This is a genomic window from Methylobacterium sp. SyP6R (assembly GCF_019216885.1).
In the GTDB taxonomy this organism is placed as follows: Bacteria; Pseudomonadota; Alphaproteobacteria; order Rhizobiales; family Beijerinckiaceae; genus Methylobacterium.
This window is the reverse complement of record NZ_JAAQRC020000001.1, coordinates 862832-888561: the sequence shown is the minus strand read 5'-3', so window position 1 is coordinate 888561 and position 25730 is coordinate 862832. Positions and strand designations below refer to the sequence as shown.

30 protein-coding genes are annotated in these 25730 nt (G+C 70.9%); 19 read left to right on the top strand and 11 right to left on the bottom strand.

Going from position 1 to position 25730, the window contains the following annotated elements; translation table 11 throughout:
• Positions 1-13 precede the first annotated feature (13 nt).
• Positions 14-1396, bottom strand: coding sequence for a M20/M25/M40 family metallo-hydrolase (locus tag HBB12_RS04020; protein WP_236988174.1), 1383 nt, complete (start codon positions 1394-1396; stop codon positions 14-16).
• Positions 1397-1663: 267 nt separating this feature from the next.
• Here HBB12_RS04020 and HBB12_RS04015 point away from each other — a divergent pair, with 267 nt between their 5' ends.
• The 4 genes from HBB12_RS04015 to HBB12_RS04000 all read left to right on the top strand — a co-directional run bounded on the left by HBB12_RS04015 (position 1664) and on the right by HBB12_RS04000 (position 6423).
• Positions 1664-2185, top strand: a complete 522-nt coding sequence (locus HBB12_RS04015) for a (2Fe-2S)-binding protein (RefSeq protein WP_236988173.1) — start codon at positions 1664-1666, stop codon at positions 2183-2185.
• Positions 2182-3195: an FAD binding domain-containing protein gene (locus tag HBB12_RS04010; protein WP_236988172.1), complete on the top strand. Its 1014-nt coding sequence runs from the start codon at positions 2182-2184 to the stop codon at positions 3193-3195. The genes HBB12_RS04015 and HBB12_RS04010 overlap by 4 nt, the downstream gene beginning before the upstream one ends.
• Before the next feature lie 9 nt (positions 3196-3204).
• Positions 3205-5442, top strand: coding sequence for a xanthine dehydrogenase family protein molybdopterin-binding subunit (locus tag HBB12_RS04005; RefSeq protein WP_236988171.1), 2238 nt, complete (start codon positions 3205-3207; stop codon positions 5440-5442).
• Between the two features lie 84 nt (positions 5443-5526).
• Positions 5527-6423: an alpha/beta fold hydrolase gene (locus HBB12_RS04000; RefSeq protein WP_236988170.1), complete on the top strand. Its 897-nt coding sequence runs from the start codon at positions 5527-5529 to the stop codon at positions 6421-6423.
• A gap of 21 nt (positions 6424-6444) precedes the next feature.
• Here HBB12_RS04000 and HBB12_RS03995 read toward each other — a convergent pair whose 3' ends face one another.
• Positions 6445-7359, bottom strand: coding sequence for a LysR family transcriptional regulator (locus HBB12_RS03995; protein WP_236988169.1), 915 nt, complete (start codon positions 7357-7359; stop codon positions 6445-6447).
• A 96-nt stretch (positions 7360-7455) separates the two neighbouring features.
• Between HBB12_RS03995 and HBB12_RS03990 the strand changes: the two genes are divergently transcribed.
• The 6 genes from HBB12_RS03990 (at position 7456) to HBB12_RS03965 (ending at position 12184) form a co-directional block, all read left to right on the top strand.
• Complete coding sequence (locus HBB12_RS03990) at positions 7456-8643, top strand: MFS transporter (protein ID WP_236988168.1); 1188 nt, start codon at positions 7456-7458, stop codon at positions 8641-8643.
• 67 nt (positions 8644-8710) lie between these two features.
• On the top strand, positions 8711-9325 hold the full coding sequence (locus HBB12_RS03985; protein ID WP_236988167.1) for a LysE family translocator: 615 nt from the start codon (positions 8711-8713) through the stop codon (positions 9323-9325).
• A gap of 71 nt (positions 9326-9396) precedes the next feature.
• Positions 9397-10086, top strand: coding sequence for a helix-turn-helix transcriptional regulator (locus tag HBB12_RS03980; protein WP_236988166.1), 690 nt, complete (start codon positions 9397-9399; stop codon positions 10084-10086).
• Between the two features lie 71 nt (positions 10087-10157).
• Positions 10158-10523 (top strand): VOC family protein, encoded by a 366-nt coding sequence (locus HBB12_RS03975; RefSeq protein ID WP_236988165.1) that lies wholly within the window; start codon positions 10158-10160, stop codon positions 10521-10523.
• Between the two features lie 99 nt (positions 10524-10622).
• The gene (locus tag HBB12_RS03970; RefSeq protein WP_236988164.1) at positions 10623-11198 is read left to right on the top strand and encodes an isochorismatase family protein; all 576 of its coding nucleotides are present in this window, start codon (positions 10623-10625) and stop codon (positions 11196-11198) included.
• A 23-nt stretch (positions 11199-11221) separates the two neighbouring features.
• The gene (locus HBB12_RS03965) at positions 11222-12184 is read left to right on the top strand and encodes a GlxA family transcriptional regulator (protein WP_236988163.1); all 963 of its coding nucleotides are present in this window, start codon (positions 11222-11224) and stop codon (positions 12182-12184) included.
• A gap of 891 nt (positions 12185-13075) precedes the next feature.
• On the opposite strand, the gene HBB12_RS03960 is transcribed toward HBB12_RS03965, so the two are convergent.
• The gene (locus HBB12_RS03960) at positions 13076-13261 is read right to left on the bottom strand and encodes a YdcH family protein (RefSeq protein WP_236988162.1); all 186 of its coding nucleotides are present in this window, start codon (positions 13259-13261) and stop codon (positions 13076-13078) included.
• A 240-nt stretch (positions 13262-13501) separates the two neighbouring features.
• Between HBB12_RS03960 and HBB12_RS03955 the strand changes: the two genes are divergently transcribed.
• The 4 genes from HBB12_RS03955 (at position 13502) to HBB12_RS03940 (ending at position 16577) form a co-directional block, all read left to right on the top strand.
• Positions 13502-13720, top strand: coding sequence for a YdcH family protein (locus tag HBB12_RS03955; protein ID WP_236988161.1), 219 nt, complete (start codon positions 13502-13504; stop codon positions 13718-13720).
• 117 nt (positions 13721-13837) lie between these two features.
• The gene (gene purE / locus HBB12_RS03950) at positions 13838-14335 is read left to right on the top strand and encodes a 5-(carboxyamino)imidazole ribonucleotide mutase (RefSeq protein ID WP_139033956.1); all 498 of its coding nucleotides are present in this window, start codon (positions 13838-13840) and stop codon (positions 14333-14335) included.
• A complete protein-coding gene (locus HBB12_RS03945) occupies positions 14332-15435 on the top strand; it encodes a 5-(carboxyamino)imidazole ribonucleotide synthase (protein WP_272913243.1) in 1104 nt (367 codons plus the stop codon). The genes purE and HBB12_RS03945 overlap by 4 nt, the downstream gene beginning before the upstream one ends.
• Positions 15436-15695: 260 nt before the next feature.
• Entirely contained in the window at positions 15696-16577 is an 882-nt protein-coding gene (locus tag HBB12_RS03940) for a tetratricopeptide repeat protein (protein WP_236988160.1), read from the top strand.
• A gap of 406 nt (positions 16578-16983) precedes the next feature.
• Here HBB12_RS03940 and HBB12_RS03935 read toward each other — a convergent pair whose 3' ends face one another.
• From HBB12_RS03935 to HBB12_RS03920, 4 genes are all read right to left on the bottom strand, one after another.
• Positions 16984-17430 carry a GNAT family N-acetyltransferase gene (locus tag HBB12_RS03935; protein WP_236988159.1) on the bottom strand — a complete coding sequence of 149 codons (447 nt, stop codon included), beginning with the start codon at positions 17428-17430 and terminating at the stop codon, positions 16984-16986.
• A gap of 92 nt (positions 17431-17522) precedes the next feature.
• Positions 17523-18521 carry a class II fructose-bisphosphatase gene (glpX, locus tag HBB12_RS03930; protein ID WP_236988158.1) on the bottom strand — a complete coding sequence of 333 codons (999 nt, stop codon included), beginning with the start codon at positions 18519-18521 and terminating at the stop codon, positions 17523-17525.
• 169 nt (positions 18522-18690) lie between these two features.
• On the bottom strand, positions 18691-20013 hold the full coding sequence (locus HBB12_RS03925; protein WP_236988157.1) for a homoserine dehydrogenase: 1323 nt from the start codon (positions 20011-20013) through the stop codon (positions 18691-18693).
• 110 nt (positions 20014-20123) lie between these two features.
• Entirely contained in the window at positions 20124-20789 is a 666-nt protein-coding gene (locus tag HBB12_RS03920) for a ceramidase domain-containing protein (RefSeq protein ID WP_236988156.1), read from the bottom strand.
• A 102-nt stretch (positions 20790-20891) separates the two neighbouring features.
• Here HBB12_RS03920 and xth point away from each other — a divergent pair, with 102 nt between their 5' ends.
• On the top strand, positions 20892-21683 hold the full coding sequence (xth, locus tag HBB12_RS03915) for an exodeoxyribonuclease III (protein WP_236992652.1): 792 nt from the start codon (positions 20892-20894) through the stop codon (positions 21681-21683).
• Here xth and HBB12_RS03910 read toward each other — a convergent pair whose 3' ends face one another.
• Positions 21684-22454: a Crp/Fnr family transcriptional regulator gene (locus HBB12_RS03910; RefSeq protein ID WP_236988155.1), complete on the bottom strand. Its 771-nt coding sequence runs from the start codon at positions 22452-22454 to the stop codon at positions 21684-21686.
• Complete coding sequence (locus HBB12_RS03905; protein WP_236988154.1) at positions 22451-22816, bottom strand: response regulator; 366 nt, start codon at positions 22814-22816, stop codon at positions 22451-22453. Before HBB12_RS03905 ends, HBB12_RS03910 begins: the two co-directional genes overlap by 4 nt.
• 311 nt (positions 22817-23127) lie before the next feature.
• Here HBB12_RS03905 and HBB12_RS34375 point away from each other — a divergent pair, with 311 nt between their 5' ends.
• The 3 genes from HBB12_RS34375 to HBB12_RS03895 all read left to right on the top strand — a co-directional run bounded on the left by HBB12_RS34375 (position 23128) and on the right by HBB12_RS03895 (position 24099).
• Positions 23128-23514 (top strand): cyclic nucleotide-binding domain-containing protein, encoded by a 387-nt coding sequence (locus HBB12_RS34375; RefSeq protein ID WP_336886926.1) that lies wholly within the window; start codon positions 23128-23130, stop codon positions 23512-23514.
• Between the two features lie 88 nt (positions 23515-23602).
• The gene (locus HBB12_RS34370) at positions 23603-23842 is read left to right on the top strand and encodes a helix-turn-helix domain-containing protein (RefSeq protein ID WP_336886925.1); all 240 of its coding nucleotides are present in this window, start codon (positions 23603-23605) and stop codon (positions 23840-23842) included.
• On the top strand, positions 23842-24099 hold the full coding sequence (locus HBB12_RS03895; RefSeq protein ID WP_236988153.1) for a DUF6894 family protein: 258 nt from the start codon (positions 23842-23844) through the stop codon (positions 24097-24099). Before HBB12_RS34370 ends, HBB12_RS03895 begins: the two co-directional genes overlap by 1 nt.
• Here the strand turns inward: HBB12_RS03895 and HBB12_RS03890 are convergent.
• On the bottom strand, positions 24077-24337 hold the full coding sequence (locus HBB12_RS03890; RefSeq protein WP_236988152.1) for a hypothetical protein: 261 nt from the start codon (positions 24335-24337) through the stop codon (positions 24077-24079). The two genes, HBB12_RS03895 and HBB12_RS03890, sit on opposite strands and share 23 nt — an antisense overlap.
• Positions 24338-24362: 25 nt before the next feature.
• Here HBB12_RS03890 and HBB12_RS03885 point away from each other — a divergent pair, with 25 nt between their 5' ends.
• Positions 24363-24611 carry a hypothetical protein gene (locus HBB12_RS03885; RefSeq protein ID WP_236988151.1) on the top strand — a complete coding sequence of 83 codons (249 nt, stop codon included), beginning with the start codon at positions 24363-24365 and terminating at the stop codon, positions 24609-24611.
• A 124-nt stretch (positions 24612-24735) separates the two neighbouring features.
• Here HBB12_RS03885 and HBB12_RS03880 read toward each other — a convergent pair whose 3' ends face one another.
• Positions 24736-25629, bottom strand: a complete 894-nt coding sequence (locus tag HBB12_RS03880; RefSeq protein ID WP_236988150.1) for a transglutaminase family protein — start codon at positions 25627-25629, stop codon at positions 24736-24738.
• Positions 25630-25730: the final 101 nt, after the last annotated feature.

Below are 25730 nucleotides of genomic sequence, written 5' to 3'. Positions count from 1 at the left end.
GGCGTGGGCCGTCCTACTTCGCGAGAGCCGCCAGGATCCGCGCCCAGGAGCGGGTCCCCTTGTGGAAGCTCTGGAGGTCGTACTTCTCGTTCGGCGAATGCACCCGGTCGTCGTCGAGGCCGAAGCCGACCAAGAGCGTGTCGAGGCCGAGCGTGCGCTTGAAGTCGCCGACGATCGGGATCGAGCCGCCCGAGCCGATGGTCACCGGGGCCCGGCCCCATTCCTCGGCGAGCGCGCCCTTGGCGGCCTCCAACGCCGGCATGCCGTGGGGCAGAGCGAGCGCCCGCGAGCCCTTATGGGTGACGATCTCGACCGAGCAATCGGCCGGGATGCGCTCTTTCACGAAGGCGCGGAAGTTGCGGTCGAGCGCCTCGGGGTCCTGGTCGCCGACGAGGCGGAACGAGATCTTGGCACTGGCCTTCGCGGCGATCACCGTCTTGGTGCCTTCGCCGGTATAGCCGCCGATGATGCCGTTGGCGTCGCAGGTCGGGCGGGACTGGATCTGCTCGATCAGCATCCGGTCGCGCTCCCCCGCCGGCAGGTTCAGGCCGACGGTGCCGAGGAAGCTCTCGGGCGTCAGGTTCAGGCCGCGCCACTGCTCCAGCACCGCGTCCGGCGTCTCGTGGACGCCGTCGTAGAAGCCCGGCACGGTGACCCGGCCCTGCTCGTCGTGCAGGTCGGCGATGATGCGCGAAAGCACCCGGATCGGGTTGGCGGCAGCCCCCCCGAACAGACCCGAATGCAGGTCGCGGTCGGCGCACGCCACCGTGACCTCGAAATAGGCCAAGCCCCGCAGCGACGAGGTGATGGCCGGGGTATCGCGGTCCCACATCCCGGTGTCGCAGACGAGCGCCACGTCGGCCTTCAGCTCCTCGCGATTCGCCGCGACCCATTCGGGCAGGAACTTCGAGCCGTCCTCCTCCGCCCCCTCGATCAGCAGGGTGACGCCGACCGGCAACGCGCCGTCGATCGCCTTGAAGGCACGGCAGGCCTCGACGAAGGTCATCACCTGGCCCTTGTCGTCGCAGGCGCCCCGGGCAACGATGGCCTTGCGGCCGTCCGGCAGGGTCGCCATGCGCGGCTCGAAGGGCGGCGTCTCCCACTCATCGAGCGGATCGACCGGCTGCACGTCGTAATGGCCGTAGAACAGCACGTGCGGGGCGCCGGGCTTGGCGTAATGCGCGAGCACCACCGGATGGCCGCCGGTCTCGCGCAGGGAGGCCTCGAAGCCCATGGCGGAAAGATCGCCTTTGAGCCACTCCGCCGCCTTCCGGCATTCCGCCGCATAGGCCGGATCGGTCGAGATCGACTGGATGCGCAGGAAGGCGAAGAGCCGCTCCAGGGAGGTGTCGAGGTCGCGGTCGATGTCGTTGAGGATCCGGTCAAGCGCGGCCATGCGGTGTCTCCGGGTTCGCGTCGTAGCGGGCGCGGGGACGGGTGTCCGGCCGCGGTGACGCCATCACTAGCGCAGCGGCGCGGCGGCCAGAAGCGGCGAGGTGCGGGCGATGGACGGCGTCGGGTGCATGGCGCGCTTCGCGCCCCGATACCCCCTCGGGGAACGACCACACCTTGGAACGGTTATCGGGTATGCCGCCCGGCCCAGGGTCGCGCGCCCTCTCGGTGCGCGCCGGTGCCGGGCCCCCTCTCGATCGATGGCAGATCCATGCTGAGCGAAAGCGGCTCCTCCGCCCCACCGGGCACGATCCCGGTCACCCTCACGGTCAACGGGCAGGAGCGGCGGCTCCAGGTCGCGCCCTGGACCACCCTGCTCGACCTCCTGCGCGAGGAGCTCGATCTCACCGGCACCAAGAAGGGCTGCGACCACGGCCAGTGCGGCGCCTGCACGGTGATCGTCGACGGCAAGCGCATCAATTCCTGCCTCGCGCTGGCGGTGCAGAAGGACGGTGCCACGGTCACCACCATCGAGGGCCTGTCCTCGGGGGCCCTCCATCCGGTCCAGGCCGCGTTCGTCGAGCACGACGCGTTCCAGTGCGGCTACTGCACGCCGGGCCAGATCATGTCGGCGGTGGCGCTGATCGAGGAGGGGCGGGCCCGCTCGCGGGAGGAGATCCGCGAGCACATGAGCGGCAACATCTGCCGCTGCGGCGCCTATTCCAACATCGTCGACGCCGTCGAGGACGTCCTGAAGAGCAAGGCGTCGTCGTTCCGGGAGGCCGCGGAATGAACCGGTTCGAGTATACCCGCGCCGGCACCGTGCAGGAGGCCGTGCAGGCGCTCGCCGCCGATCCGGCGGCGCGCTTCATCGCCGGGGGCACCAACCTCGTCGACCTGATGAAGTACAACGTCGAGCGGCCGGGCCGGCTCGTCGACATCACCCGCCTGCCCCTCGACGAGATCGTCCAGCACGAGGGCGGCCTGCGTCTCGGCGCGCTGGTGCCGAACGCCACCGTCGCCTACGACCCGCTGGTCAACGAGCGCTATCCGCTGCTCGCGAGCGCGCTCCTCGCCGGCGCCTCGCCGCAACTACGCAACGCCGCCACCACCGGCGGCAACCTGCTCCAGCGCACCCGCTGCTATTATTTCTACGACGAGGGCACGCCCTGCAATAAGCGCGAGCCCGGCAGCGGCTGCCCGGCGATGACCGGCGTCAACCGCATCCACGCCATCCTCGGCGCGTCGGATAAGTGTATCGCCACCCATCCGTCCGACATGTGCGTGGCACTCGCGGCGCTGAACGCGACCGTGCAGGTCGAGGGGCCGAACGGCCGCCGCAGCATCCCCTTCGCCGAGTTCCACCGCCTGCCGGGCGACGAGCCGCACCGCGACACCACGCTCCGCCACGGCGAGATCGTGCTGTCGGTCGACCTGCCGGACGAGGACTTCTCGAAGCACTACACCTACCTGAAGCTGCGCGATCGTCTGTCCTACGCCTTCGCGCTGGTCTCGGTCGCGGCAGTCCTCGAGATGGACGGCGACACGATCAAGACCGCGCGCCTGGCGCTCGGCGGCGTCGCCCACAAGCCCTGGCGCAATGCGGAAGCCGAGGCTCGCCTGGCCGGCAAGCCCGCGACTCCGGAGACGTTCCGCGAGGCCGCGGACGTGATCCTGGCCGAGGCCCGGCCCTATTCCCACAACGCCTTCAAGGTCGAGCTGGCGCGGCGCGCCATCGTGCGGGGCTTGGTCCAAGCCGCCGCCGGCACGCCGCAATCCCAGACCGACAAGCGCATCGCCTAGAGGATCGCCATGGCAACCCCCTCGCATTATGTCGGCACCGCGCGGAGCCGGCTCGACGGCCCCGCCAAGGTGACGGGCGCCGCCAAGTACGCCGCCGAGTTCACTGCCCCCGACCTCGCCCACGGCGTGGTCGTGTCGAGCGCCATCGCCAAGGGCCGCATCACGGCGATCGACACAAAGGCCGCCGAGGCGGTGCCCGGCGTGATCAAGGTGTTCACCCACGAGAACAAGCCGCGCACCGCCTGGCTCGACTACAATTACCGCGATCAGGTCGCGCCGCCCGGCTCGCCGTTCCGGGCGCTGAACGGCCCCGAGATCGTCTATGGCGGCCAGCCGGTGGCGCTCGTCGTCGCCGAGAGCTTCGAGCTCGCCCGCCACGGCGCCAGCCTCGTCAAGGTGACCTATTCCGAGGAAGCCCCGAACACCGACCTCGAGAAGAACCGTGACGCGGCTTACGTGCCGCCGAAGAAGCGCTCCGGCATCAAGCCGCCGCCGGACCCGCGCGGCGACGCCGCCGGCGCCTACGACGCGGCGCCGATCCAGCTGCGGCAGGAGTACAAGCAGCCGATCGAGCACCACAACCCGATGGAGCCGCACGCCTCGACGGTGGTCTACGAGGCCGACGGCAAGCTCACCATCCACGACAAGATCCAGGGCGTGAACAACTCGCAGGCCTATGTCTGCAGCGTGTTCGGCCTGAAGCCCGACGACGTTCGGGTGATCACCCCTTACGTCGGCGGCGGGTTCGGCTCGGGGTTGCGGCCGCAATACCAGCTCTATCTCGCGGTCTCGGCCGCCCTCGACCTCAAGCGCTCGGTTCGGGTGGTGCTGACCCGCGACCAGATGTTCACCTTCGGCTACCGGCCCGAGACCTACCAGAATGTGGCGCTCGGCGCCGACAAGGACGGGCGGCTCCAGGCGCTCACCCACGACGCGGTCGCCGGCACCTCGACCTTCGAGGATTACCAGGAAGCGGTCGTCAACTGGTCGGGCCTGCTCTACCACTGCCCCAACGTCACGCTCGACTACAAGCTCGCCAAGATCGACACCTACACCCCCTCCGACATGCGGGCGCCCGGTGCCGTCACCGGCATCTTCGCCCTCGAATCGGCGATGGACGAACTCGCCTACGCCACCGGCGTCGATCCGCTGGAATTGCGCCTGCGCAACTATGCCGAGCGCGACGAGGGCGAGGACAAGGAGTTCACCTCGAAGGCCCTGCGCGCCGCCTACGAGCAGGGCGCGGCGAAGTTCGGCTGGGGCAAGCGCAAGCCTGAGCCGCGCGCGATGCGCGACGGGCGCGAGCTCGTCGGCTGGGGCATGGCGACCGGGGTGTGGGAGGCGATGATGATGCAATCGAGCGCGAGCGCCACGCTCACGCCCGACGGCAAGCTCGAACTCGCCTGCTCCACCGCCGATCTCGGGACCGGCACCTACACGATCCTGGCCCAGATCGGCGCCGACGCCCTCGGCCTCGACCTCGACCATGTCACCACCCGGCTCGGCGACACGGCGTTGCCCGAGGCGCCGCTCGCCGGCGGGTCCTGGACCGCGGCCTCGTCCGGGGCGGCGGTGCAGGCGGCCTGCCGGACGGTGGCGGAGAAGCTGTTCGGCTATGCCCGCGGCATGGCCGACTCGCCGCTCGCCAATGCCGATTTCGCCCATGTCACCTTCGCGGGCGGCGAGATCCGGCTCCAGGGCGACCCCTCGCGAAAGGTGGGAATCGCCGATGCGATGCGGGCCGGCGGCGTCGAGCGGGTCGAGGCGACCGAGACGGTGAAGCCCAGCATGCTCACCAACATGCGCTTCTCGGCCTACACCCACTCGGCGGTCTTCGCCGAGGTGAAGATCGACGAGGATCTCGGCGTGGTGCGGGTCACCCGCATCGTCAGCGCCATCGCGGCGGGCAAGATTCTCAACCTCAAGACCGCCCGCAGCCAGATCCTCGGCGGGGTGGTGATGGGGATCGGGGCAGCGCTCGAAGAGGAGTCGATGCTCGACCACAACCTCGGCCGGATCATGAACCACAATCTCGGCGAGTACCACGTGCCGGTGAATGCGGACATCCACGACATTGAGGTGATCTTCGTCGACGAGCACGACGACAAGGTCAGCCCGCTCGGCGTCAAGGGTCTCGGCGAGATCGGCATCGTCGGCGCCGCCGCCGCGGTGGCGAACGCGGTGTTCCACGCCACCGGCAAGCGCATCCGCGAGCTGCCGATCACCATCGACAAGATCATCGGCTGACCCATCTGAGGCTTCAGGGGTGCATGGGGCGGGACCTTCGCGGGTCCCGCCCCTTAGCGTTTCGTGTACGGGGGAGTAGTGCCCATGGACGTCAACAGCGTCACGGCCGGCGAGGTCGAGATCACCTACGAGGCTTCCGGCCCCGACATGGGCCAGCCCGTCCTGCTGCTGCACGGCTGGCCGGACGACCCGCGGACCTTCGACGGCGTGGTGCCGTTGCTGAACGCCGCCGGCTGGCGCACCATCGTGCCCTATTGGCGCGGCTGCGGCCCGACGAAATTCCTGAACCCGGAGGCCCCGAGGACCGGCGAGACGGCGGCGCTCGCCACCGACATCCTGGCCTTCATGGATGGCTTGGGCTTCTCGCGCCTGCCGGTGGTCGGGCACGATTGGGGGGCTCGCGTCGCCTACATGCTCGCCGCCGCCCGGCCGCAGCGGGTCTCCTCGCTCGCCGCGCTCTCGGTGCCCTGGGCCCCCGGCCGCATCGGCGTGCCGCCGCTGCCGCAGGTCCGGGCCTTCTGGTACCAGTGGTTCATGAACACCGAGCCGGGGGCCGCTTTCGTGCGCGAGAATCCCCTGGCCTTCGCCCGCGAGCAATGGGTGGCCTGGAGCCCGCCCGGCCCCTGGTTCACCGACGAGACCTTTTCGAAGACCGCGCCATCGTTCCAGAACCCGGACTGGGCCGCCGTCACCCTCAACTTCTACCGCTCGCGCTGGGGCGCCGACGCAGCCGATCCGCGCTTTGCCGAGTTGCGGCAGGCGGCCGAGGCAGCCCCGAGCATCGCGGTGCCGACCCTGGTGATCCACGGCGCAACCGACACCTGCGTGCTGCCGGCCTCGTTCGAGGGCCAGAAGCAGTTCTTCACCGCGGCCTACCGCCAGGTGGAGCTGGAGGGGGTCGGCCACTTCCCGACCCGCGAGGCACCGGAGAAGGTGGCCGAGGCGCTGCTGGCGCATCTGGGCGAAGTCGGAGAGCACTGACGGGCGGCTGCCGCAGGCGTATCAACCGTCGCCCGACCGGGTGCGCATCCGCTCCGCCAGGAAATCGACCAGGACGCGCACCCGTGCCGGCACCGTGGCGCCGCCGACGAAGACCGCGTGGATGCTCTCGCGGTCCTGCGGGTTGTAGGCTTCGAGGAGAGGGACGAGCCGGCCGCTCGCCACCTCCTCGCCGATATGGAAGGTGCCCACCCGGGTGATGCCGACCCCCTGGACCGCCAGCTGCACCAGCGTCTCGCCGCTATTGGCCGTCAGGTTGCCCCGCACCGCGAGCAGCACGTCGCGTCCCGCCTCGCGGAACGGCCAGCCCGGCTCGATGCGCCGGAAGCTGAAATCCAGGCAATTGTGCCGGGCGAGATCGGCCGGGACCCGCGGCACGCCGGCCCGGGCGAGGTAGGACGGGGCCGCCACCACCATGCGGCCGGTCTCGCCGAGGCGGCGGGCGGTGAGCGGGCTGTCGGCCAGCGGCCCGAAGCGGATCGCCACGTCGACCCGGCCGCCGAGCACGTCGGCGATCTGGTCGCTGAGATCGATCTCGACGGTGATCTCGGGGTAGCGCGCGACGAACTCCGCCAGCAGCGGCACCACGACGAGGCGCCCATGGGCGGTGGCGGCGCTGACCCGGACCCGGCCGCGCGGCGAGGCCTGGTCGGCGATGGTGCTCTCGACCTCGTCGAGATCGGCCAGCACGCGGCACGCCGCCCGGGCATAGGTCTCGCCCTCCGCCGTGAGGTGCAGGCTGCGCGTCGTGCGCACGATCAGGCGCACGCCGAGCCGGGCCTCGATGCGCGCGACGATGCGGCTGACCGCGGACGGGGTCAGGCCCAGCGACCGCGCGGCGCCCGACAGGCTGCCGGCCCGGACCACCGCGGCGAAGGCCGCCATCTCCCCGGCCCGGTCGGTCGCGTCGCGCGCCATTCGTGACTCCCACGCACAGATCCTGGTCCGCAAGCCCGGCTACCGCCCTCCTCGCGGTCGACGTAATTCCGGCCCGGAACAACCGGGGAGCTTTCCATGACGATTCGTCCGAAGACGATCAACCCACCCCTGCTGGCGCTGGCGATCGGCGCCTTCGGCATCGGCGTCACCGAATTCGCCCCGATGGGCATGCTGCCGACCATCGCCGCCGATCTCGGGGTCTCGATTCCGGCGGCGGGCCTGCTGGTCAGCGCCTACGCGGTCGGCGTCCTCGTCGGCGCGCCGCTGATGACGCTGCTCTTCGCCCGCACGCCGCGCCGGGCCCTGCTGATCGGCCTGATGGGCGTGTTCACCCTCGGCAACCTGCTCTCGGGCCTGGCCGGCGGATACGGCACGCTGCTCGCCGCCCGGGTCGTCACCTCCTTCAACCACGGCGCCTTCTTCGGCATCGGCGCGGTGGTCGCGGCGGGTCTGGTGGCGCCGCAGCGGCGCGCCTCGGCGGTCGCCGCGATGTTCTCAGGATTGACGATCGCGACGATCGGCGGCGTGCCGCTCGCCGCCTGGATCGGCGAGGCTTTGGGCTGGCGCCTCGTCTTCCTCGGCATTGCGGCGATCGGCGGCGCGGCCATGCTGGCCTTGCGGCTCTCGCTGCCGCCGCTGCCGGTCGAGGCCGGCTCCGACATGCGGGCGGAGCTGCGCGCGCTGCGGCACGGCCCCGTCCTCGCCGCCCTGCTGCTGACCGTGCTCGGCGCCAGCGCGATGTTCACCGTCTTCACCTACATCGCGCCGATCCTGCGGGGGGAGACCGGGGCCGGTTCCGCCTTCGTCACGGCGATGCTGGTCGTCTACGGGCTGGGTCTCGCCCTCGGCAACTGGCTCGGCGGGCGACTGGCCGACCGCTCCCTCGACGGGGCCTTGCTGGGTTCGCTGGCGGGCCTCATCGTGCTCCTGGTGCTGTTCGCGGCGGGCATGCGCTCGGAATGGGCCAGCGTGCCGCTGATCTTCCTGTGGGGGGTGGCGAGCTTCACCATCGTCCCGCCGCTCCAGATGCGGGTGGTCGCCGCGGCCGCCGCCGCGCCCAACCTCGCCTCCGCGATGAATATCGGTGCCTTCAACCTCGGCAACGCGATCGGGGCGGCGTTGGGCGGCGCGGTGATCGATGCGGGTCTCGGCTTCCCGGCAGTGTCGCTGGCCGGCGCCGCGGCGGCCGCCACCGCCCTCGCCCTGCTGCTGGGCCTGCGGCGCGGACGGCAGCGCCCGGAACCCGCCTGCGCGTCGGCTTGACCCGGCGGAATCCGTGGCCCGGCTCTTGATAGGGTTGCGATCTCTCGTCGCCGATCCGGAGCGCCCCATGGATTCCGCCACCCTTCTCGCCTTCGCGGCCGCCTTCCTGGTCTTCGCCGCGAGCCCCGGGCCCGACAACATGACCATCGTCGCCCGCACCTTGTCGCACGGGCCGGCCGCCGGGATCGCCTACGGGCTCGGGATGGTGGCGGGCATCCTGGCCTTCCTCGTGCTCGCCGCCACCGGCCTCGCCGTGGTGGCGCGGGAGATGGGGGTGGCGATGACGGTCCTGCGCTATGCCGGTGCGGCCTACCTGGTCTGGACCGGGATCCGGCTCTGGACCGCGGAGCCGGTGCTGCCGGCCGAGCGCGCGGACGGCAGGCGGCCGGGCCTCGTAGCGGGCTTCCTCACCGGTATCGCCCTCAATCTCGGCAACCCGAAGATGCCGCTGTTCTATCTGGCCCTGCTGCCGAACGTCGTCGGCGCCGCGCTCACGCCACCCCAGGTCGGGCTCCTGGCGGCGGTCATCGTCGCGGTCGAGGCCCTGGTGATCGGCGGCCACGTTCTCCTCGCCGGACGGCTGCGGCGCGCGCTTCGCACCCGCGCGGCGGTCCGGCGGGCGAACCGGGTCTCCGGCGGCGTCATGGTCGGGGCCGGCGTGGCGGTGGTCGCGGCGCGCTGACGGGCGGGGGCTTCCGCTTCGGAGCGGGGTCTGCGACGACGCGGCGTCCGATCCGCCGCGAGCCCGCCCCGATGTCCCGTGCCGAACGCCTGCTCGACCTCATCCAGGTCCTGCGCCGCCACCGCGGCCCGGTGAGCGGGCGACACCTGGCGCAGGAGACCGGCGTCAGCCTGCGCACCCTCTACCGCGACATCGCCAGTCTCCAGGCGCAAGGGGCGGCGATCGAGGGCGAGCCGGGCCTCGGCTACGTCCTGCGCCCCGGCTTCACCCTGCCGCCGCTGATGTTCCGCGAGGAGGAGATCGAGGCCCTGGTCCTCGGCATGCGCTGGGTGGCGACGCGGACCGACGACCCCCTGGCGGCGGCGGCGGGCGATGCGCTGGCGAAGATCGCCGCCGTCCTGCCACAGGCGCTGCGCGAACGGCTCGATACCTCGACGTTGATCGTCGGCCCGGCGGAGGCGGTGCCGGAGCGCATCGACCTCGCCGCCCTGCGCGGTGCCATCCGGGCGCAGCACAGGGTGGCGATCCGCTACCGCGACGCCGGCGGGGCGGGATCGGAGCGGGTGATCTGGCCCTTCGCCCTCGGCTTCTTCGAACGGGTGCGGGTCGTCGTCGCCTGGTGCGAGACGAGGGACGACTTTCGCCATTTCCGCACCGACCGGGTCGAGGCCCTGACCCTCACCGGGGAGCGCTATCCCCGCCCCCGCCATGCCTTGATGCGGGAGTGGCGGGCGCTCCAGGGCATCGCGCCCGCCGCGTGATCGCTGCTGCCGGAATCTGTCAGCGGGGCCGCGTAGATCCCGGGGCGTCGCACCAGACGGGAACCCCGACGATGCTCCAGCCGACCTACACCCTCCTCTACGTCGACAACCCCGAGGCGAGCGGGCGATTCTACGCCGCCCTGCTCGGCCGCGCCCCGGTCGAGGCGGGCCCGACCTTCGTGCTGTTCGCCTTCGAGACCGGGCTGAAGCTCGGCCTGTGGTCCCGCCACACCGTCGCGCCGGCCGCTTCCGTCACCGGCGGCGGGACCGAGATCGCCGTCACGGTGGTGGACGACGCCACCCTGGAGGCTACCCACGCGGACTGGGCGGCAAGGGGCCTGTCGATCCTCCAGCCGCCGACCGACCTGGATTTCGGCCGCACCTTCGTGGCCCTCGATCCCGACGGACACCGGCTGCGGGTCTTCCGACCGCACTGATGCCTGTCCTTTTTCGTCCGCTTCCGGTCCGGGCGCGGCCTTTCGGGTCTCGGGACGGTGCCTATCCTGGCGCCGTCCCACCCGCTAAGGATCAGCCCCATGCCGGACACCGCCCTCCTCGTCATCGACGTGCAGGAATCCTTTCGCCACCGCCCCTACTGGGACGAGGCGGACCTGCCCCGCTTCCTCGATCGCCAGCAGGCCTTGATCGACGGCGCCGTGGCGCAAAACGTCCCCGTCGTGCAGGTCTTCCACGTCGAGGACTCCCCTGTCGAGAACCCGGGACCATTCTCCCTCGCCTCCGGCCATGTCCGTCCCCTGGAGCCCTTGCGGATCGCGCCGGACGCGGTGTTCCACAAGCGGCGCCATTCGGCCCTGGTCGGCAGCGGGCTCGACGTCTGGCTGACCCGCAACGGCATCCGCCGGCTAATCGTCAGCGGCATCCGCACCGAGCAATGCTGCGAGACCACCACACGCCACGCCTCCGATCTCGGCTACGGCGTCGATTACGTGGCCGAGGCGACCCTGACCTTCGCGATGACGGACGCCGCCGGGCGGCGTTGGAGCGCCGAGGAGATCCGGGCCCGCACCGAACTGGTTCTCGCCGGACGCTTCGCCCGCATCGCCACGGTCGAGGAGGCGCTGTCCGGACCGGCGCCCCGCCTCGCCGCGTGAGCGGGCCGGCCGAGATCCCTGTCGTGGTGGTGTGCCCACCGCGCACCCTGCTCCTCGACGTGGCCGGGCCGGTCGAGGTCCTGCGCAAGGCCAACCTGATCCAGGACCGGATCCGCTTCCGGGTCGGCCATGTCGGGCCCTGCCCCGAGGTGACGAGTTCGATCGGACTCGGGCTCTCGGGGCTCGCGCCCCTGCCGTCGCCGCTGCCGGAGGGGGCGATCGTGGTCCTCGCCGGCACGGCGGAACTCGTGCTGGGCGATCCCTCGCCCCCGGGCGCGGACGAGCGGGCGGCCGAAGCGGCGATCGTCGCATGGCTGCGGGCCGAGGTGCGACCGGGGCACCGCCTCGTCTCGATCTGCTCCGGCGCCCTGCTGGCGGCCCGGGCCGGGCTCCTCGACGGCCATGCCTGCACCACCCATCACGCGGCCTGCGCGGAACTGGCCGCGCTGGCGCCGGCCGCCCGGGTGCTGGAGGACCGCCTGTTCGTCGAGGACCGCGAGCGCCTGACCAGCGCCGGCATCACCGCCGGGATCGACCTGATGCTGCATCTCGTGGCGCGCCTCGTCGATCCGGCCTGCGCGGCGGCGGTGGCGCGCTACCTCGTGGTCTACCTGCGCCGGGCCGGCCATGACCCGCAGCTCTCGCCCTGGCTGGAAGGGCGCAACCACCTCCACCCGGCGATCCACCGGGTGCAGGACGCGGTGAGCGCCGATCCGGCCCGGGCCTGGACCCTGGAGGCACTGGCCGACCTCGCAGCCACGAGCCCGCGCCACCTGTCGCGGCTGTTCAACCGCCATGCCGGGATGAGCCTGCCCCGCTACATCAACGGCTTGCGGGTGGCGCTCGCCCGCGACCTGCTGGCCCGGACCCGCCTCGACATGGAGCGCGTGGCCGAGCGGGCCGGCTTCGCCTCGCCGCGCCAGCTCCGCCGGGCCTGGAGCCGCTGGCACGACCAGCCGCCGAGTACCGCCAGGGACTTGCAGTAGCGGCGCCTGGATTCCGAATCACCGCTTGTGCGGGATGGTGCAATCCGCTTGCCCGCTTTGTCGACTCCGCGATCGTCCGGTCGCTTCGCGAGCGGCTGGAGAGGGGTCAGCCCGCGAATGGACGAACATCAGGGCTCATGGCACCAGAAGGTAACTTGGTGCATGTCGACAGACGCCGCTCAGCAACCCTCCCCCTTTGCGGGCTATTGCATTCACACATCTCGGTCCGGTGCTTCTTCCTTTGAAGATAGTGCGCCTCCCCCTGTGGGGAGGGGAGGCGCATATACTGACAGATAGTTAGACCTCAGAGGAAAAGTGTGAATCAGCCAGCATCTGCGGGGGAGGGCGACCCCCGCGTCAGTAGGGCCGGGAGTGGGGCAGCGCGGCGCTGATCCAGACGTGCCCTTGAATGTCGCGACCTCTCCGGAAGCGTCGCCCCCCGTCCCGCCCCGCATCCGAGGGGCACCCTCCCCCCTCCCAAACCGGACTTGCCTGATTTGGGCACAGGGATGCGAAACTCGGGCAAGCCAGAGTTTCGTAGGGGGAGGATTCTGGCGCGATAGCCGTCACGCCGATGCAAAACAGGCCAAAAAGGATCCCTCGACCGCGGCCCGAGAGCTTGCTGCAGGTCTGGGCGTCGTCGAGTCGATGCGAAAGGTCTACCGGACACATCGGCCGGCAAGGCGAGGCAACCTGCAGTTAAAAACGAAATCTTGCAGTCCCATCTAAGAAATGGTGCGTCGAAATAGCGACGGAGAAGGACAAGAAAGAAGGAAGACTTCAATCGCCCGGGTCGGGCGGCTCCGACGGTGCCGGGGCTAGGCGAATGTCCTCCAGTCAGGGGCCGCCGCGTCGAACGCTGGCGCGGCGGCGCTGGAGAATTTTTCCGGGCTAGTGCATCACGCGGGTGGACGTCGTCCGCAGGCGACTGATCTCATCCTTCAGGTGAAGCTTTCGCCGCTTGAGTTCTACAACTCGCAAGTCGTCTGTGGAGAGGTGGGTGATTGCGTCCTGGATCTCGCGCTCCAACGATTCGTGCTTACGCTCAAGCTCGGAGAGATGCGTGTTCAGCGACATCAGCCATTGCCTCCTGTCATGTAGGTGACACACGGAGCCTGCCACAGCCCGCGGCCGATGTCTAAGGCATTCCGTATTGCATTTGCGTAATGTGCACCGCAGCACCCGGCCAAGGAGCCCGGCCAAGGAGGGGCTGCACAACCCTGCCGACACACTCGCGACGCCCTTGCCGGAGGCAGGGGCCTGGTTCATGCTTCGCCGCATATTTCCAGGGGCATATCTCCAGAACTTGGGGCGGCGATGGCGTTCGAGTTGAGTGCGGAATCGACGGAGGAATTCGAGACCGAGCTGGCGCGGCTCCGGGAGGAGCATCGCGACCTCGACGACGCGATCGAGGCCCTGTCCGGGGTCATGGCCGGCGACCGCCTGCAGCTCCAGCGGCTCAAGAAGCGCAAGCTGGCGCTTCGCGACCGCATCTCGTTCCTGGAGGACCAGCTGACCCCGGACATCATCGCCTGACGGGTCGGCCGGGCATTTGCACTCGGCTTGCACGAATGCAAATGCGTCGCTACTGCGACAGGATCGGCTGCGGCCCGCTCGCGGCCTGGCAGCGCTTTCTGGAGGATGCGCTTGACGATGGCGGCATCGCCCCCCGTCGCGGTGATCATGGGCAGCCAGTCGGACTGGGCCACGATGCGCCACGCCGCCGAGACGCTCGATGCGCTCGGCATTCCCTACGAGGCCCGCATCGTCTCGGCCCACCGCACCCCCGACCGCCTGGTCGCCTTCGCCAAGGGCGCCAAGGCCGCGGGCTTCCGGGTGGTGATCGCCGGCGCCGGCGGCGCCGCCCACCTGCCCGGCATGGCGGCCGCGATGACGCCGCTGCCGGTCTTCGGCGTGCCGGTCGAATCGAAGGCGCTGTCGGGCCAGGACAGCCTCCTGTCGATCGTGCAGATGCCGGCCGGCATCCCGGTCGGCACGCTGGCGATCGGCCGGGCCGGCGCCGTCAACGCCGCCCTGCTGGCCGCTGCCGTCCTCGCCCTGACCGACGACGACCTCGCCGGCCGGCTCGACGCCTGGCGCGCCCGCCAGAGCGCCGCGGTGGCCGAACACCCGGATACGAGCGCCCCGTGAGCATCACGCCCCCCATCGCGCCGGGCGCGACCATCGGAATCATCGGCGGCGGCCAGCTCGGCCGCATGATCGCGGTCGCGGCGGCGCAGTACGGGCTGAAATGCCATATCTACTGCCCCGATCCCGACAGCCCGGCCTTCGAGGTGGCGGGACGGCGCACGATCGCGGCTTACGACGACGCGGCGGCGCTCCGGGCCTTCGCCGATTCCGTCGACGTGGTGACGTACGAGTTCGAGAACATTCCGAGTGCCGCGGCCGAGATCCTGGCGGCGCGCCGGCCGCTGCATCCGAGCGCCTCGGCGCTCGCCACCACCCAGGATCGGCTGACGGAAAAAAGCTTCGTCGCCGGCCTCGGCATCCCGGTGGCGCCGTTCCGGGCGGTGGACGACGCGGCGGGCCTCGCCGAGGCGATCAGGGAGATCGGCCTGCCGGCGGTGCTGAAGACCCGGCGCTTCGGCTATGACGGCAAGGGGCAGGTGATGCTGCGCGAGGCGGTCGCCGATCCCGCCGCCGTGATGGCGTCCCTGCGCGACCAGCCCTGCATCCTCGAAGGCTTCGTGCCGTTCGAGGCCGAGGTGTCGGTGGTCGCCGCCCGCAACGCGGAAGGGCGCTTCTCGGCCTACAGCCCGTGCGCCAACGAGCACCGCCACCACATCCTCGCCCGCACGGTGGTGCCGGCCCCCGGCATGGCGCCCGAGACCGCCGCGGAAGCGGTCGAGATCGCCCGCAGGATCGCCGACGCGCTCGGCTATGTCGGCGTGCTGGCGGTCGAGATGTTCCTGGTGCGCGGCGCCGACGGCCGGGCGAGCGTGGTGGTCAACGAGATCGCCCCGCGGGTGCACAATTCCGGCCACTGGACCATCGAGGGAGCCGAGACCTCGCAATTCGCCCAGCACGTCCGGGCGATCTGCGGCTGGCCCCTCGGCAGCGCATCGCTCACCGGCACGAGCGTCGAGATGCTGAACCTGATCGGGGCCGAGGCCGACGACTGGACCCGGATCCTCGCCGAGCCGGGCCGCCATCTCCACCTCTACGGCAAGGGCGAGGCTCGCCCCGGCCGCAAGATGGGGCACGTCACCCGGGTCGCGACCGGGTCCTGACCCATTGAGGCCCCTTGCAGGTGCGGCTTTCCGGCCACACCCGGTCCCGGCGGCGCGCTCCCCTGCCCTTGCGGCGGTAAGAGGCCACACCTTCGCCACATCGGACCGCACAAGCGTCGGGGGCGCATCGCTTTAAGCCGGCGTTCACCCCGATCCGGAATGGTCTGTCCGGCACCGGGACCGCGGCTCGAGCGGCGCGTGCGTGCGAATGGCGAAGGTGTGCGGCGCGACGTGGATGCGCCGCCCCGGGGGAGCGGGCGATGAACAACGTGATCGGCTTGAGCCGCGTGACACCGGCGGCCCGGATGCTGGGGGCGACGGTGCTGACCGCGCTGGCGCTCGCCGGCTGCGACACCGTCAGCCGGGCCACCGCGACGCGGCAATTCGCGGTGGTCGAGGCCGACAAGTCCGGCGCCACCGAGGTCAACATCGCCTCGCTGTCGGACGTGATCCAGCGCAACCCGAGCGACGCGGCGGCCTACAACACCCGCGGCGCGGCCTATGCCCGCGCGGGCAACTTCGATTCGGCGATCGCCGACTTCACCAAGGCGATCCAGCTCGATCCGAACTCGGCCTCTGCCTACGGCAACCGGGCCCTGGCCTACCGCCAGTCGGGCCGCAACGACGCGGCGCTCCAGGACTTCACCAAGGCGATCAACGCCGATCCGAACTACACCGCTGCCTATATCGGCCGGGCCAACCTGCAGCGGGCGCAGGGCAACTACGAGGCCGCCTATTCCGACCTGAGCCAGGCGATCCGCCTGACGCCGGAATCGGCCGAGGCCTATCACGCGCGCGGCCTGGTGCGGCAGGCGCAAGGCCAGCACCGCTCCGCGATCGGCGACTTCGATGCCGCCATCGACCGCAACCCCTTCGTGGCGGCGCCCTACGCCGCCCGCGGCCAGAGCCTGATCGCCACCAACCAGTACGACAAGGCGATCGAGGACTACAACGCGGCCCTCAACGTCAACAACAAGGACGCGGATTCCTGGGCCTATCGCGGGCTCGCCTACGAGAAGTCCAACCGCCGCCAGGAGGCGCTGGAGAGCTACCAGCGCGCCGTCGCCATCGACCAGGGCAACCAGATCGCCAAGCAGGGCCTGGGCCGGATGCAGGGTGGCATGGCGTCGCTGTTCCGGTAGGGGTCGCAGAAGTCTTGGATCAAAGGGCCTCCGGCGCATCGCCGGCGGCCTTTTTCTTTGGGACTCTACGCGCGCTTGAACCCTCCCCCCACTGCGCCGGGCTGCCCGGGGAAAAGAATGGCGCTGGAAATCCCCTCTCCCCGTGGGCGGGGAGAGGGCTGTGTCTCCGTTCAGGAGACGCAGCAAGCGGAGGCGAAGCCGGAGCGAGGGTGAGGGGGTGGTGCCGGAGGAGGCTCATCCGGAGATACCCCCTCACCCTCGCCCTGCGGGCTAGCTGCTGACCCAGCAAGGGGTCAGCAGCCCTCTCCCCGCCCGCGGGGAGAGGAGAGAACCCGCGCCTCTTCTTTCCCCGGACAGCCCCTGCGCAGTGGGGGGAGGGTCCCGATACGGCCCGCTCAGCGAGGCCTCACAGCACCTTCCGATACTGAATGAACCCGGGCCGGTCCGCCAGCGTGTCGTAGAGCGCCCGCGCCGTGACGTTGGCCTCCTGGGTCAGCCAGTAGACCCGGCTCGCACCGGCCTCGCGCGCCGCCGCGTAGACCGCCTCGATCAGCGCCCGTCCGGCCCCCTGCCCGCGCGCCGCTTTCGCGGTGAACAGGTCCTGGAGGTAGCAATAGGGACCCGCGGTCCAGGTCGAGCGGTGGAAGATGTAGTGGACGAGCCCGATCACGGCGCCATCCTGCTCGGCCACGAGGGCGTGCATCGGCTCCGACGCGTCGTGCAGGCGGGCCCAGGTGAGGTCGCTGACCTCGGGGGCGACCGTGGCGCCGTAGAAGGCGAGGTAGCCCTGCCAGAGCGGATCCCAGGCGGCGCGCTCGTCGGGGTGCAGCGGGCGAATCGTGGGGGTCGGCATCCGGCGGCGATCCTGTGGAAGGGAATCGCCGCCAGGGTCGCGGGGAACGATCCCCGGATCAAGGGGGCCGCGCGGCCCCCCGAGGAAACACCCTACTTCAGGTGGAACTTGTCGAAGTCGCGGTGCTCGGCCTCGATCCGGCGCACGGTGCCGGTATGCGAGCGGTAGACCACCGTCTCGGTACGGATGGTGTGGCGGCCGAAGCGGACGCCCTTGACCAGCGCCCCGTCGGTCACGCCGGTCAGCGCCACCACCACGTCGCCGCGGGCGAGGTCGTCGAGGGCGTAGAGGCGGTTCGGGTCGGAGACGCCCATCTGGGCGGCGCGGTCGCGCTTCTCCTGGGTGTCGAGGATCAGCCGGCCCTGCATCTGGCCGCCGATGCAGCGCAGCGCGCCCGCCGCCAGCACGCCCTCGGGCGCGGCGCCGATGCCGAGATAGATGTCGATGCCGGTCTCCTCCGGCATGGTGGTGAAGATCACGCCGGCCACGTCGCCGTCGGAGATCAGGCGCACGCCGGCACCGGTCCGGCGGATCGCCGCGATCAGGTCGGTGTGGCGCGGGCGGTCGAGGACGAGCGCGGTGATCTCGGCCGGCGGCACGCCCTTGGCCTTGGCGAGCGCGTGGATGTTCTCCTCAGGGCTCGCGTCGAGATGCACGGTGCCGGCCGGATACCCTGGGCCGATGGCGATCTTGTGCATGTAGACGTCGGGGGCGGCGAGCAGCGTGCCGCCCTCGGCCATCGCCATCACGGCGACCGAGCCCGGCATGTCCTTGGCGCACAGCGTGGTGCCCTCGAGCGGGTCGACCGCGATGTCGACCTTCGGGCCGGAGCCGTTGCCGAGGGTCTCGCCGATGAACAGCATCGGAGCCTCGTCGCGCTCGCCCTCGCCGATGACGACGGTGCCGTCGATCGGCAGGCGGTTCAGCTCGCGGCGCATCGCGTCGACGGCGGCCTGGTCGGCGGCCTTCTCGTTGCCCTGGCCGCGCAGGCGCGCCGCCGCCACGGCGGCGCGCTCGGTGACGCGCACCAGTTCAAGGGTCAGGATGCGCTCGATGACCTGGCTCGGCCCCGGCTTCTTGGCGTCCGACATGCGTTGGTGATCCTCGTTCTGGTCCTTGAGGCCGGGTCTTAAAGGAGAATCCGGCGGCGCTGAACTGAATTTTGTCAATCGGCCAGGGGTCGAGAGTCGATTGTGCGGGATCGTTTTCCGTTCAATCCGTGGCCGGAGCGGGCGGCGACTTGGCGCCGCCCACCCATGCTCACTCGCGCTCGATGCGGATGAGCTGCGGCGGCTCCGAGAGGAGACCGTCCGCCGCCATGGCGTCGAGGCTTGCGCGGATCGCCGCTTCGGTCGCCGCGTAGGTGATCAGCACCAGCGGCACGGGCAGGCCCGAGCGCCCGTGGCGGTCGCGGGCGGCGGCGCTTTCGGAGCGGTGCTGGAGGATGCTCTCGAGGGAGATCTCGCGCTCGGCCATCTTGGCGGCGACGCCGGCGGCGACGCCGGGGCGGTCGTGCACGGTGAGCCGGATGTAGTAGCCGCCCTCGTGGCGCTGCATCTCGGCCCGCACCGGGGGGTTCAGACCCGCCACCGGACGGCCGAAGGCTGGCGGCACCCGGCCGGCGGCCACGTCGGCGATGTCGGCGACCACCGCGGAGGCGGTGGCCTCGCCGCCGGCGCCGGGGCCGATCAGGGTCAGCTCGCGCAGGGCATCGGTGTCGATGGTGACGGCGTTCGTCACGCCCATCACCTGGGCGATGGCCGAGGATTTCGGCACCATCGTCGGGTGGACCCGCTGCTCGATGCCGGCCTCGGTCGCCTCGGCGACGCCGAGCAGCTTGATCCGGTAGCCGAGCTCGTCGGCCATGCGCAGGTCGAGGGGGGTGATCGCCGAGATGCCCTCGACCGAGACGCCCTCGGCGTCGAGCTCGGTGCCGAAGGCGAGGCTGGTCAGGATCGCGAGCTTGTGGGCGGTGTCGAAACCCTCGACGTCGAAGGTCGGGTCGGCCTCGGCGTAGCCGAGCGCCTGGGCGTCCTTGAGGCAGGCCTCGAAGGTCAGGCCCTCCAGCTCCATCCGGCTGAGGATGTAGTTGCAGGTGCCGTTGAGGATTCCGTAGACGCGGGAGATCCGGTTGCCGGTCAGCGCCTCGCGCAGGGCCTTGACCACCGGGATGCCGCCCGCCGCCGAGGCCTCGAAGGCGAGGGCGACGCCGGCGCCTTCCGCCGCGCGGGCCAGCGCCGGGCCATGCTTGGCGAGAAGCGCCTTGTTGGCGGTCACGACGTGCTTGGCCGAAGCGAGCGCCGCCTCGACGGTCTCGCGCGCCTTGCCCTCCGCGCCGCCGATCAGCTCGACGACGCAATCGACATCCGCAGAGCGGGCGAGCGCCACCGGATCGTCGAACCAGGTCACGCCCGCGAGGTCGAGGCCGCGGTCGCGGGTGCGGTCGCGGGCGGCGACGGCGGTGACCCGGACCGGCCGCCCGGCGGTGGCGCCGATCGCCTCGGCGCGGCGCGCGACCATGCGGACGACGGAGGCTCCGACGGTGCCGAGACCGGCGATGCCGAGGCGGAGGGCTTGAGTCATGGCGAACAATCCGGGCAGGCAGGCGCCGGGGCCGACATGTCGCAGCCCCGCAAGCGGGGTCCTTCTGCAACGGTTTCCGGACCCGTGCAAGGAAGGCGGCTCCCGCGGCGTCAGGCCGGCCCCGCGCGGCGGGTCGCCCGCACCAGCGCGTAGAGCACGCAGGCATTCAGCAGGTGCCAGAGCCAGTGGGTGCCGAAGGGCACGACCGGGCAAAAGGAGGCGTCGAGCGTGCGCGCCGCCAGCGAGGCCAGGAACAGCGCCCCGATCCCGACCAGAGCCGCGCCCTCCCGCCTGCCCCGCGCCCAGGACGCCGCCCCGACGCCGAACAGGGCCAGAGCCGCGGGCGCATAGCCGATCGAACCGTTGGTGAGGGGCGAGAGCGGCTGCCCGGCGATCCGCGACAGGGCGGGCTCGAAGAACGCGGCGGCCACCGCGAAGGCCAGGGTGCCGGCGAGCGCGACGATGACGGAGAGACCGAGGAAGCGCCTGAGCGCCACGAAGAAATAAGCGTGGATGAACAGCGCGATCGGGATCACGTCGGCGAGCATCGACCATTGCACGGCGAGCGTATGGAACAGCGCGCTCCCGAGGCCGATCACCCCGATCAGCCAGGCAAAGCCGTCGGCGACCCGGTCCGGCGCCCGGCCGCGCCGCAGGAGCAGGGCAGCCGCGACCACGAAGGCGGCGTTCGAGACCGCGTTCAGCGGCTCGGCCCACAGCCCCGGCCCGGTGCGCTCGCAATAGTCGCGCACCGGCTCCCACCATCCCGACGCCATGCCCGTCCCCACCTCGCCGCTCCCCGCGGCTTGCCAGGGCGGCGCGAAACCCCGATGACGGGGCCTTCGGCGAGAGCTTGGTTGCGAGCGGCGCGGGACGCGATGCGGATCACCACCTGGAACGTCAACTCGGTCAAGCAGCGTCTGCCGCATCTCCTGGGCTTCCTGGCCGAGGCGCAACCCGACGTGGTCTGCCTCCAGGAGCTGAAATGCGTCGACGACGCGTTTCCCCGCACCGAGATCGAGGAAGCCGGCTACGTGGTGGCGACCCACGGCCAGAAGGCGTTCAACGGCGTGGCGCTCTTGGCCCGCCGGCCGCTGCCGCTCCAGGAGATCCGCCGCGGCCTGCCGGGCGACGCGACCGACGAGCAGGCGCGCTACATCGAGGCGCTGATCCCGACCCCGACCGTGCCGGTGCGGGTGGCCTCGATCTACCTGCCGAACGGCAATCCCGTCGGCACGCCGAAATACGACTACAAGCTCGCCTTCCTACGCCGCCTCCAGGCCCATGCCGTGGCCTTGCGGGCACGGGAAGAGGTGCTGGTGCTCGCCGGCGACTACAACGTGATCCCCGAGCCCGAGGATGCGGCCAACCCCGCGGAATGGGTGAGCGACGCGCTGTTCCTGCCCCAGACCCGGGCGGCGTTCCGCAGCCTCGTCAACGAGGGCTTCACCGACGGGCTTCGCGCCTGCGACGGGCGGCCGGGCGTCTACAGCTTCTGGGACTACCAGGCCGGCTGCTGGCCGCGCAACCAGGGCATCCGGATCGACCACCTGCTGCTCTCGCCGCAGGCTCTCGACCGCCTGGTCTCGGCCTCGGTGCAGAAACACCTGCGCGGCCTCGAAAAACCCTCCGACCATGTGCCGGTGACGGTGGAGCTGGATCTGGGCTGATCAGCCGGAGGTCGGCCGCAGGTAGCCGGGCTGGAACTCGGCGACGGCCTGCAAGCCGGGATGGTCGAGGATGTCGACCCGCCTGCCGCCGACCTCGACCAGCCGCATCAGGCGCAACTGCCGCAGCACCCGGTTGACGTGCACGTTCGACAGGCCGGTCGTGTCGGCGATGTCCTGCTGCGTCAGCGCCAAGTCGTAGCCGCCCTTCGTCGCCCAGCCGACGATGCGCAGCCGCTCGTGCAACTCGCACAGGAGGTGCGACACCCGTTCGATCGCCGAGCGGCAGCCGATGTTCATCACCCACTCGCGGGTCGTCTCCTCCTCGGCGAGCTTGGCATGGCGCAGGGCCCGGGCGATGCCGGGATGCCGCTCGGTGAGACCGGCCATCGCCTCCCGGGGGATGCGGGCGATCCGGCAGGGGCAGAGGGTGCCGACGCTGTGGGTCATCCGGCTCAGGTACATGAGATCGGGGTCGCAGAGGTCCCCGGGCAGGAGATAGGCGGTGATCTGGCGCGCCCCGCTCGGGCGGTGGCGGTAGCGGCAGGCCACCCCCTCCAGGATCAGCACGGCGTTGTCGGGCACGGTTCCCTCGACCAGGAGGTCGAGGCGCCCGTCCACCCGCTGCCCGCCGGCGCTCAAGGTCGCGAGCGCGGATTGCTCCGCGTGGTCGAGGCCCCCGTAGGACGTGAGCTTGCGCACGATGGGATGGAACAGGGGCTCGCACGGGCCCGACACGCTGGCGGGATGGGGCATCGTCGATGTCGAAGTCATGATCGCGCCTCGCGGGCGAGCTGGCCGAGCACCAGGACGAGGTCGCGGTGCCAGGCCGGCTTGGTCAATCGGGGCGCGGCGCGAAGCTCCGGGCAAGCCGTGGCGCCGCACGCGTCGTCGGCATGGACCAGGAACGGCACGCCCCTCGCCCGCGAGACCTCGGCGAGGCGGCTGCCGTCGCCGTTCCGGAGCGGGAGGTCGAGAATGGCGAGGTCGGGCGCGGCGCCGGCCATCCAGGCCAGGGCCTCCGCCTGGCTCGTCACCGGCCCGGCGACCCGGTAGCCGACCTCCACCAGCACGTCGCCGACCAGCGGCTCTCCCTCGATCAGCAAGACGGTCGGACGGCGAACATCCTGGCGCACACGCGATTCTCCCGTCTTCGGCGCGCGGATGCGTGCCGTTGCGAAGAATTATAGGCGCATGTCGCCGCACCCGTAAGAGATCGCACGGTTCGGTGTTGTATCGTACAATGACATCACGCGGTGCCGGTTCCCGATTTGACGTAATAAATCGAAAACGATGTCGACTCGTACCAAATGACAATCCATATAACAATTGTTATGATTATGGATTATTTTCCAGGTAGGTTGAACGATTCGAGCCGAGCGCGAACCAACGACATGCCGTCCCGTTGGGACAGAAGTCCCAGCCGCCGATCCGCGAGGAGGGAGCCGTGCCGCAACCTCGGCAATCGACCCTGCGCAACCGTCTCCTGCGGGCCATGGCGCCCGAGGATTTCGCGCGGCTGCCGCCGCATCTCGAGCCGATCACGCGGCAGCTGCGCGAGGTGGTGATCGCCGCGGACGCACCGGTGGACGAGCTGTTCTTCCTCGAGACCGGCATGGTCTCGGTCTCGACCGCGCATGACGGGCGCCGGATCGAGATCGGCCTGGTCGGCCCCGAAGGACTGGTCGGCGCGGTACCGGTCGCGCTCGACGGCGTGACCACGCCGCATGTCGACTTCGTCCCCCTGTCGGGCGAGGGGTTGAACATCGGCCGGGAGGCCTTCTGCGCCGCGCTGCGCGACAGTCCGCGCTTGCGCCGGCTGCTGCTGCGCTAAATCCACACCCTGAACGTCCGAATCACCCCGGACCGCCTACGCCCACGCGTCGCCGAGCCTGGAGGGGCGCCTCGCGCGCTGGCTGCCGATGTGCCACGACCGGACGGAGGGCGACGAACTGGTCCTCACGCACGAGTTCCTGTCGATGATGCTGGGCGTGCAACGGGCGGGGGTCACGCTGGCGATCCAGGACCTGGAGGGCGCCGGCCGCATCCGGGCCAAGCGGCGGCGCATCCAGGTGCTCGACCGCGACAAGCTCCTGGCGCTGACGAACGGCAGCTACGGCACGCCGGAAGCCGAGTATGCCCGCCTGATCGACGGCGCCTGATGCCGCGCTATTTCTTCCACGTGCGGCACGGTACCGGGTCCGACGGCCTGGCGTTGGACCCGGAGGGGGACGAGTTGGCCGGGCCGGAGGCGGCGCGCGCCCACGCGCTGATGGTCGCCCGGGACCTGATCACCCGGGTGCGGCTCCATGCGGTGCGGGACTGGTTCGCCTGCTCCTTCGAGGTGACGGACGAGGACGGCCGCCCGGTGATGACCGTGCCGTTCTCCGACACCGTCACGGAGGAGGACGGGAAATGACGTCGGCGAGTCGCCGGGCGATCCAGTCCTCCGCCGCGTCGAGATCGGCGAAGGTGATCGGCTGCGGCGAGGCCAGGCGGCCGAAGCCCGCCTCGAGGAACCATAGGCCCGCCTCGTCGCCGTACTCGTCGGAGAGACGCACCAGCACCGCCGCAAGATGGCCGTCGACGAAGACGAGCAATCCGTGCTCGGCCTCGCCTCCGGTCCTGACGCGCACGGGCTGAAGCGTGAGATCCATGCCGGGGCAACGAGGCGCCGCTAGCTTGGTTCTGGTGCGGGCCCAGCATGGCTGCGTCGCGGAACGGGTCCGGCAGGTGCGCTTGACCGGGATGCTTGCCGCGGAGCGGGCCGACCTCACCAGGGAACGGCGCAAGACGACCGGGATCACCCACGCCCTGATCGCCGCCGCACTCGTCGTCGGCACCGGCTATCGAACCCTCGCTTCGGCAAGCGCGATGACGTCAGCGATCTCTACCCGCCCCCCGAAATCGCCGAAGATTGATCCAGGTTGAGGACGCCCCCCCGAAACAGGCCCAGTGTGCCCCTCGCCACGCCGGCCCTGTCCCGTCCGAACGACGGCACTCGGCTGGTGTCGCACCCGCGGGCCGGGCCACTCGTCTCCCCGAGTTCAGCGCATCAGCCCGGCCCGCCCGCCTCTTCGTCCTCCGGCACCACGTCCACCGCGACCTGCAGGCTCTGCGCGCCCGATCCGGCGATGATGCCGGCGACCGGCGCGACGTCGGCATAGTCGCGGCCGCGGGCGACGACGATGTGGTCGTCCTGCACGCCGATGCCGTTGGTGGGATCGAGGCCGATCCACCCCTCCCCGCACCAGACCGAGACCCAGGCGTGGCTCGCATCCGCGCCCTCCAGCCGGGGCTGGCCCGGCGGCGGCAGGGTACGCAGGTATCCGCTGACATAGGCCGCCGGCAGGCCGAGGCCGCGCAGGGCCGCGATCATGATGTGGGAGAAATCCTGGCACACGCCGCGGCGCCCGGAAAACGACTCGGCGAGCGGCGTGCCGACCTCGGTCGCCTCCGCATCGAAGGCGAAATCGGCCCGGATGCGGCGCATCAGGTCGAAGGCGCCCGCATAGGCGCCGCCGCCGGGAGGAAAGCTCGCCCGCGCGTAATCGGTGATCTCGGGCAGGAGCGGCACCCGCCGGCTCGGCGCCGCGAAATGCAGGGGCGCGTCGGACCCGAGTCCGGGCCAGGTCAGCACCTGCGCCCGCACCTCCTCCCAGGCCGGTCCCGCCGCGGGGTCGGGCAATGGCGGCCGCTCGACCCGGATGCGGGAATGCGCATCGATCCGGAAGTCCCGGTGCGGCGTCTCGACGATGAGCGAGACCGCGCGGTTGCCGAAGAAGTCGGTGCGCTCGGTCGCGGTCTGCGGTGCGGGCTCGACCACCACCTCGTGCGACAGGAGCGCCTGCCCATCCCCCGCCGCGGGCGCGAGGCGCAAGGTGCAGCGGGCGAAGCCGACCGGGTTGCGGTAGGCATAGGCCGTGAGATGGCGAAGGCGGTAGAGCATCGTGGGGGGAGATAGAGCCTTGTCCGACGAAGTGGATACCGGTTCGTCGAAAGAAAATGCGGCAAAATCAAAGACCTAGAGCGCCATCCGCGTGTCGCGCG

What these genes read in the sequence shown, in the direction of transcription:
- HBB12_RS04020 (WP_236988174.1), bottom strand. Translation starts at nt 1,396, where the DNA reads ATGGCCGCGCTTGACCGGATCCTCAACGACATCGACCGCGACCTCGAC.
- HBB12_RS04015 (WP_236988173.1), top strand. Translation starts at nt 1,664, where the DNA reads ATGCTGAGCGAAAGCGGCTCCTCCGCCCCACCGGGCACGATCCCGGTC.
- HBB12_RS04010 (WP_236988172.1), top strand. Translation starts at nt 2,182, where the DNA reads ATGAACCGGTTCGAGTATACCCGCGCCGGCACCGTGCAGGAGGCCGTG.
- HBB12_RS04005 (WP_236988171.1), top strand. Translation starts at nt 3,205, where the DNA reads ATGGCAACCCCCTCGCATTATGTCGGCACCGCGCGGAGCCGGCTCGAC.
- HBB12_RS04000 (WP_236988170.1), top strand. Translation starts at nt 5,527, where the DNA reads ATGGACGTCAACAGCGTCACGGCCGGCGAGGTCGAGATCACCTACGAG.
- HBB12_RS03995 (WP_236988169.1), bottom strand. Translation starts at nt 7,359, where the DNA reads ATGGCGCGCGACGCGACCGACCGGGCCGGGGAGATGGCGGCCTTCGCC.
- HBB12_RS03990 (WP_236988168.1), top strand. Translation starts at nt 7,456, where the DNA reads ATGACGATTCGTCCGAAGACGATCAACCCACCCCTGCTGGCGCTGGCG.
- HBB12_RS03985 (WP_236988167.1), top strand. Translation starts at nt 8,711, where the DNA reads ATGGATTCCGCCACCCTTCTCGCCTTCGCGGCCGCCTTCCTGGTCTTC.
- HBB12_RS03980 (WP_236988166.1), top strand. Translation starts at nt 9,397, where the DNA reads ATGTCCCGTGCCGAACGCCTGCTCGACCTCATCCAGGTCCTGCGCCGC.
- HBB12_RS03975 (WP_236988165.1), top strand. Translation starts at nt 10,158, where the DNA reads ATGCTCCAGCCGACCTACACCCTCCTCTACGTCGACAACCCCGAGGCG.
- HBB12_RS03970 (WP_236988164.1), top strand. Translation starts at nt 10,623, where the DNA reads ATGCCGGACACCGCCCTCCTCGTCATCGACGTGCAGGAATCCTTTCGC.
- HBB12_RS03960 (WP_236988162.1), bottom strand. Translation starts at nt 13,261, where the DNA reads ATGTCGCTGAACACGCATCTCTCCGAGCTTGAGCGTAAGCACGAATCG.
- HBB12_RS03955 (WP_236988161.1), top strand. Translation starts at nt 13,502, where the DNA reads ATGGCGTTCGAGTTGAGTGCGGAATCGACGGAGGAATTCGAGACCGAG.
- purE (WP_139033956.1), top strand. Translation starts at nt 13,838, where the DNA reads ATGGCGGCATCGCCCCCCGTCGCGGTGATCATGGGCAGCCAGTCGGAC.
- HBB12_RS03940 (WP_236988160.1), top strand. Translation starts at nt 15,696, where the DNA reads ATGAACAACGTGATCGGCTTGAGCCGCGTGACACCGGCGGCCCGGATG.
- HBB12_RS03935 (WP_236988159.1), bottom strand. Translation starts at nt 17,430, where the DNA reads ATGCCGACCCCCACGATTCGCCCGCTGCACCCCGACGAGCGCGCCGCC.
- glpX (WP_236988158.1), bottom strand. Translation starts at nt 18,521, where the DNA reads ATGTCGGACGCCAAGAAGCCGGGGCCGAGCCAGGTCATCGAGCGCATC.
- HBB12_RS03925 (WP_236988157.1), bottom strand. Translation starts at nt 20,013, where the DNA reads ATGACTCAAGCCCTCCGCCTCGGCATCGCCGGTCTCGGCACCGTCGGA.
- HBB12_RS03920 (WP_236988156.1), bottom strand. Translation starts at nt 20,789, where the DNA reads ATGGCGTCGGGATGGTGGGAGCCGGTGCGCGACTATTGCGAGCGCACC.
- xth (WP_236992652.1), top strand. Translation starts at nt 20,892, where the DNA reads ATGCGGATCACCACCTGGAACGTCAACTCGGTCAAGCAGCGTCTGCCG.
- HBB12_RS03910 (WP_236988155.1), bottom strand. Translation starts at nt 22,454, where the DNA reads ATGACTTCGACATCGACGATGCCCCATCCCGCCAGCGTGTCGGGCCCG.
- HBB12_RS34370 (WP_336886925.1), top strand. Translation starts at nt 23,603, where the DNA reads ATGTGCCACGACCGGACGGAGGGCGACGAACTGGTCCTCACGCACGAG.
- HBB12_RS03895 (WP_236988153.1), top strand. Translation starts at nt 23,842, where the DNA reads ATGCCGCGCTATTTCTTCCACGTGCGGCACGGTACCGGGTCCGACGGC.
- HBB12_RS03890 (WP_236988152.1), bottom strand. Translation starts at nt 24,337, where the DNA reads ATGGATCTCACGCTTCAGCCCGTGCGCGTCAGGACCGGAGGCGAGGCC.
- HBB12_RS03880 (WP_236988150.1), bottom strand. Translation starts at nt 25,629, where the DNA reads ATGCTCTACCGCCTTCGCCATCTCACGGCCTATGCCTACCGCAACCCG.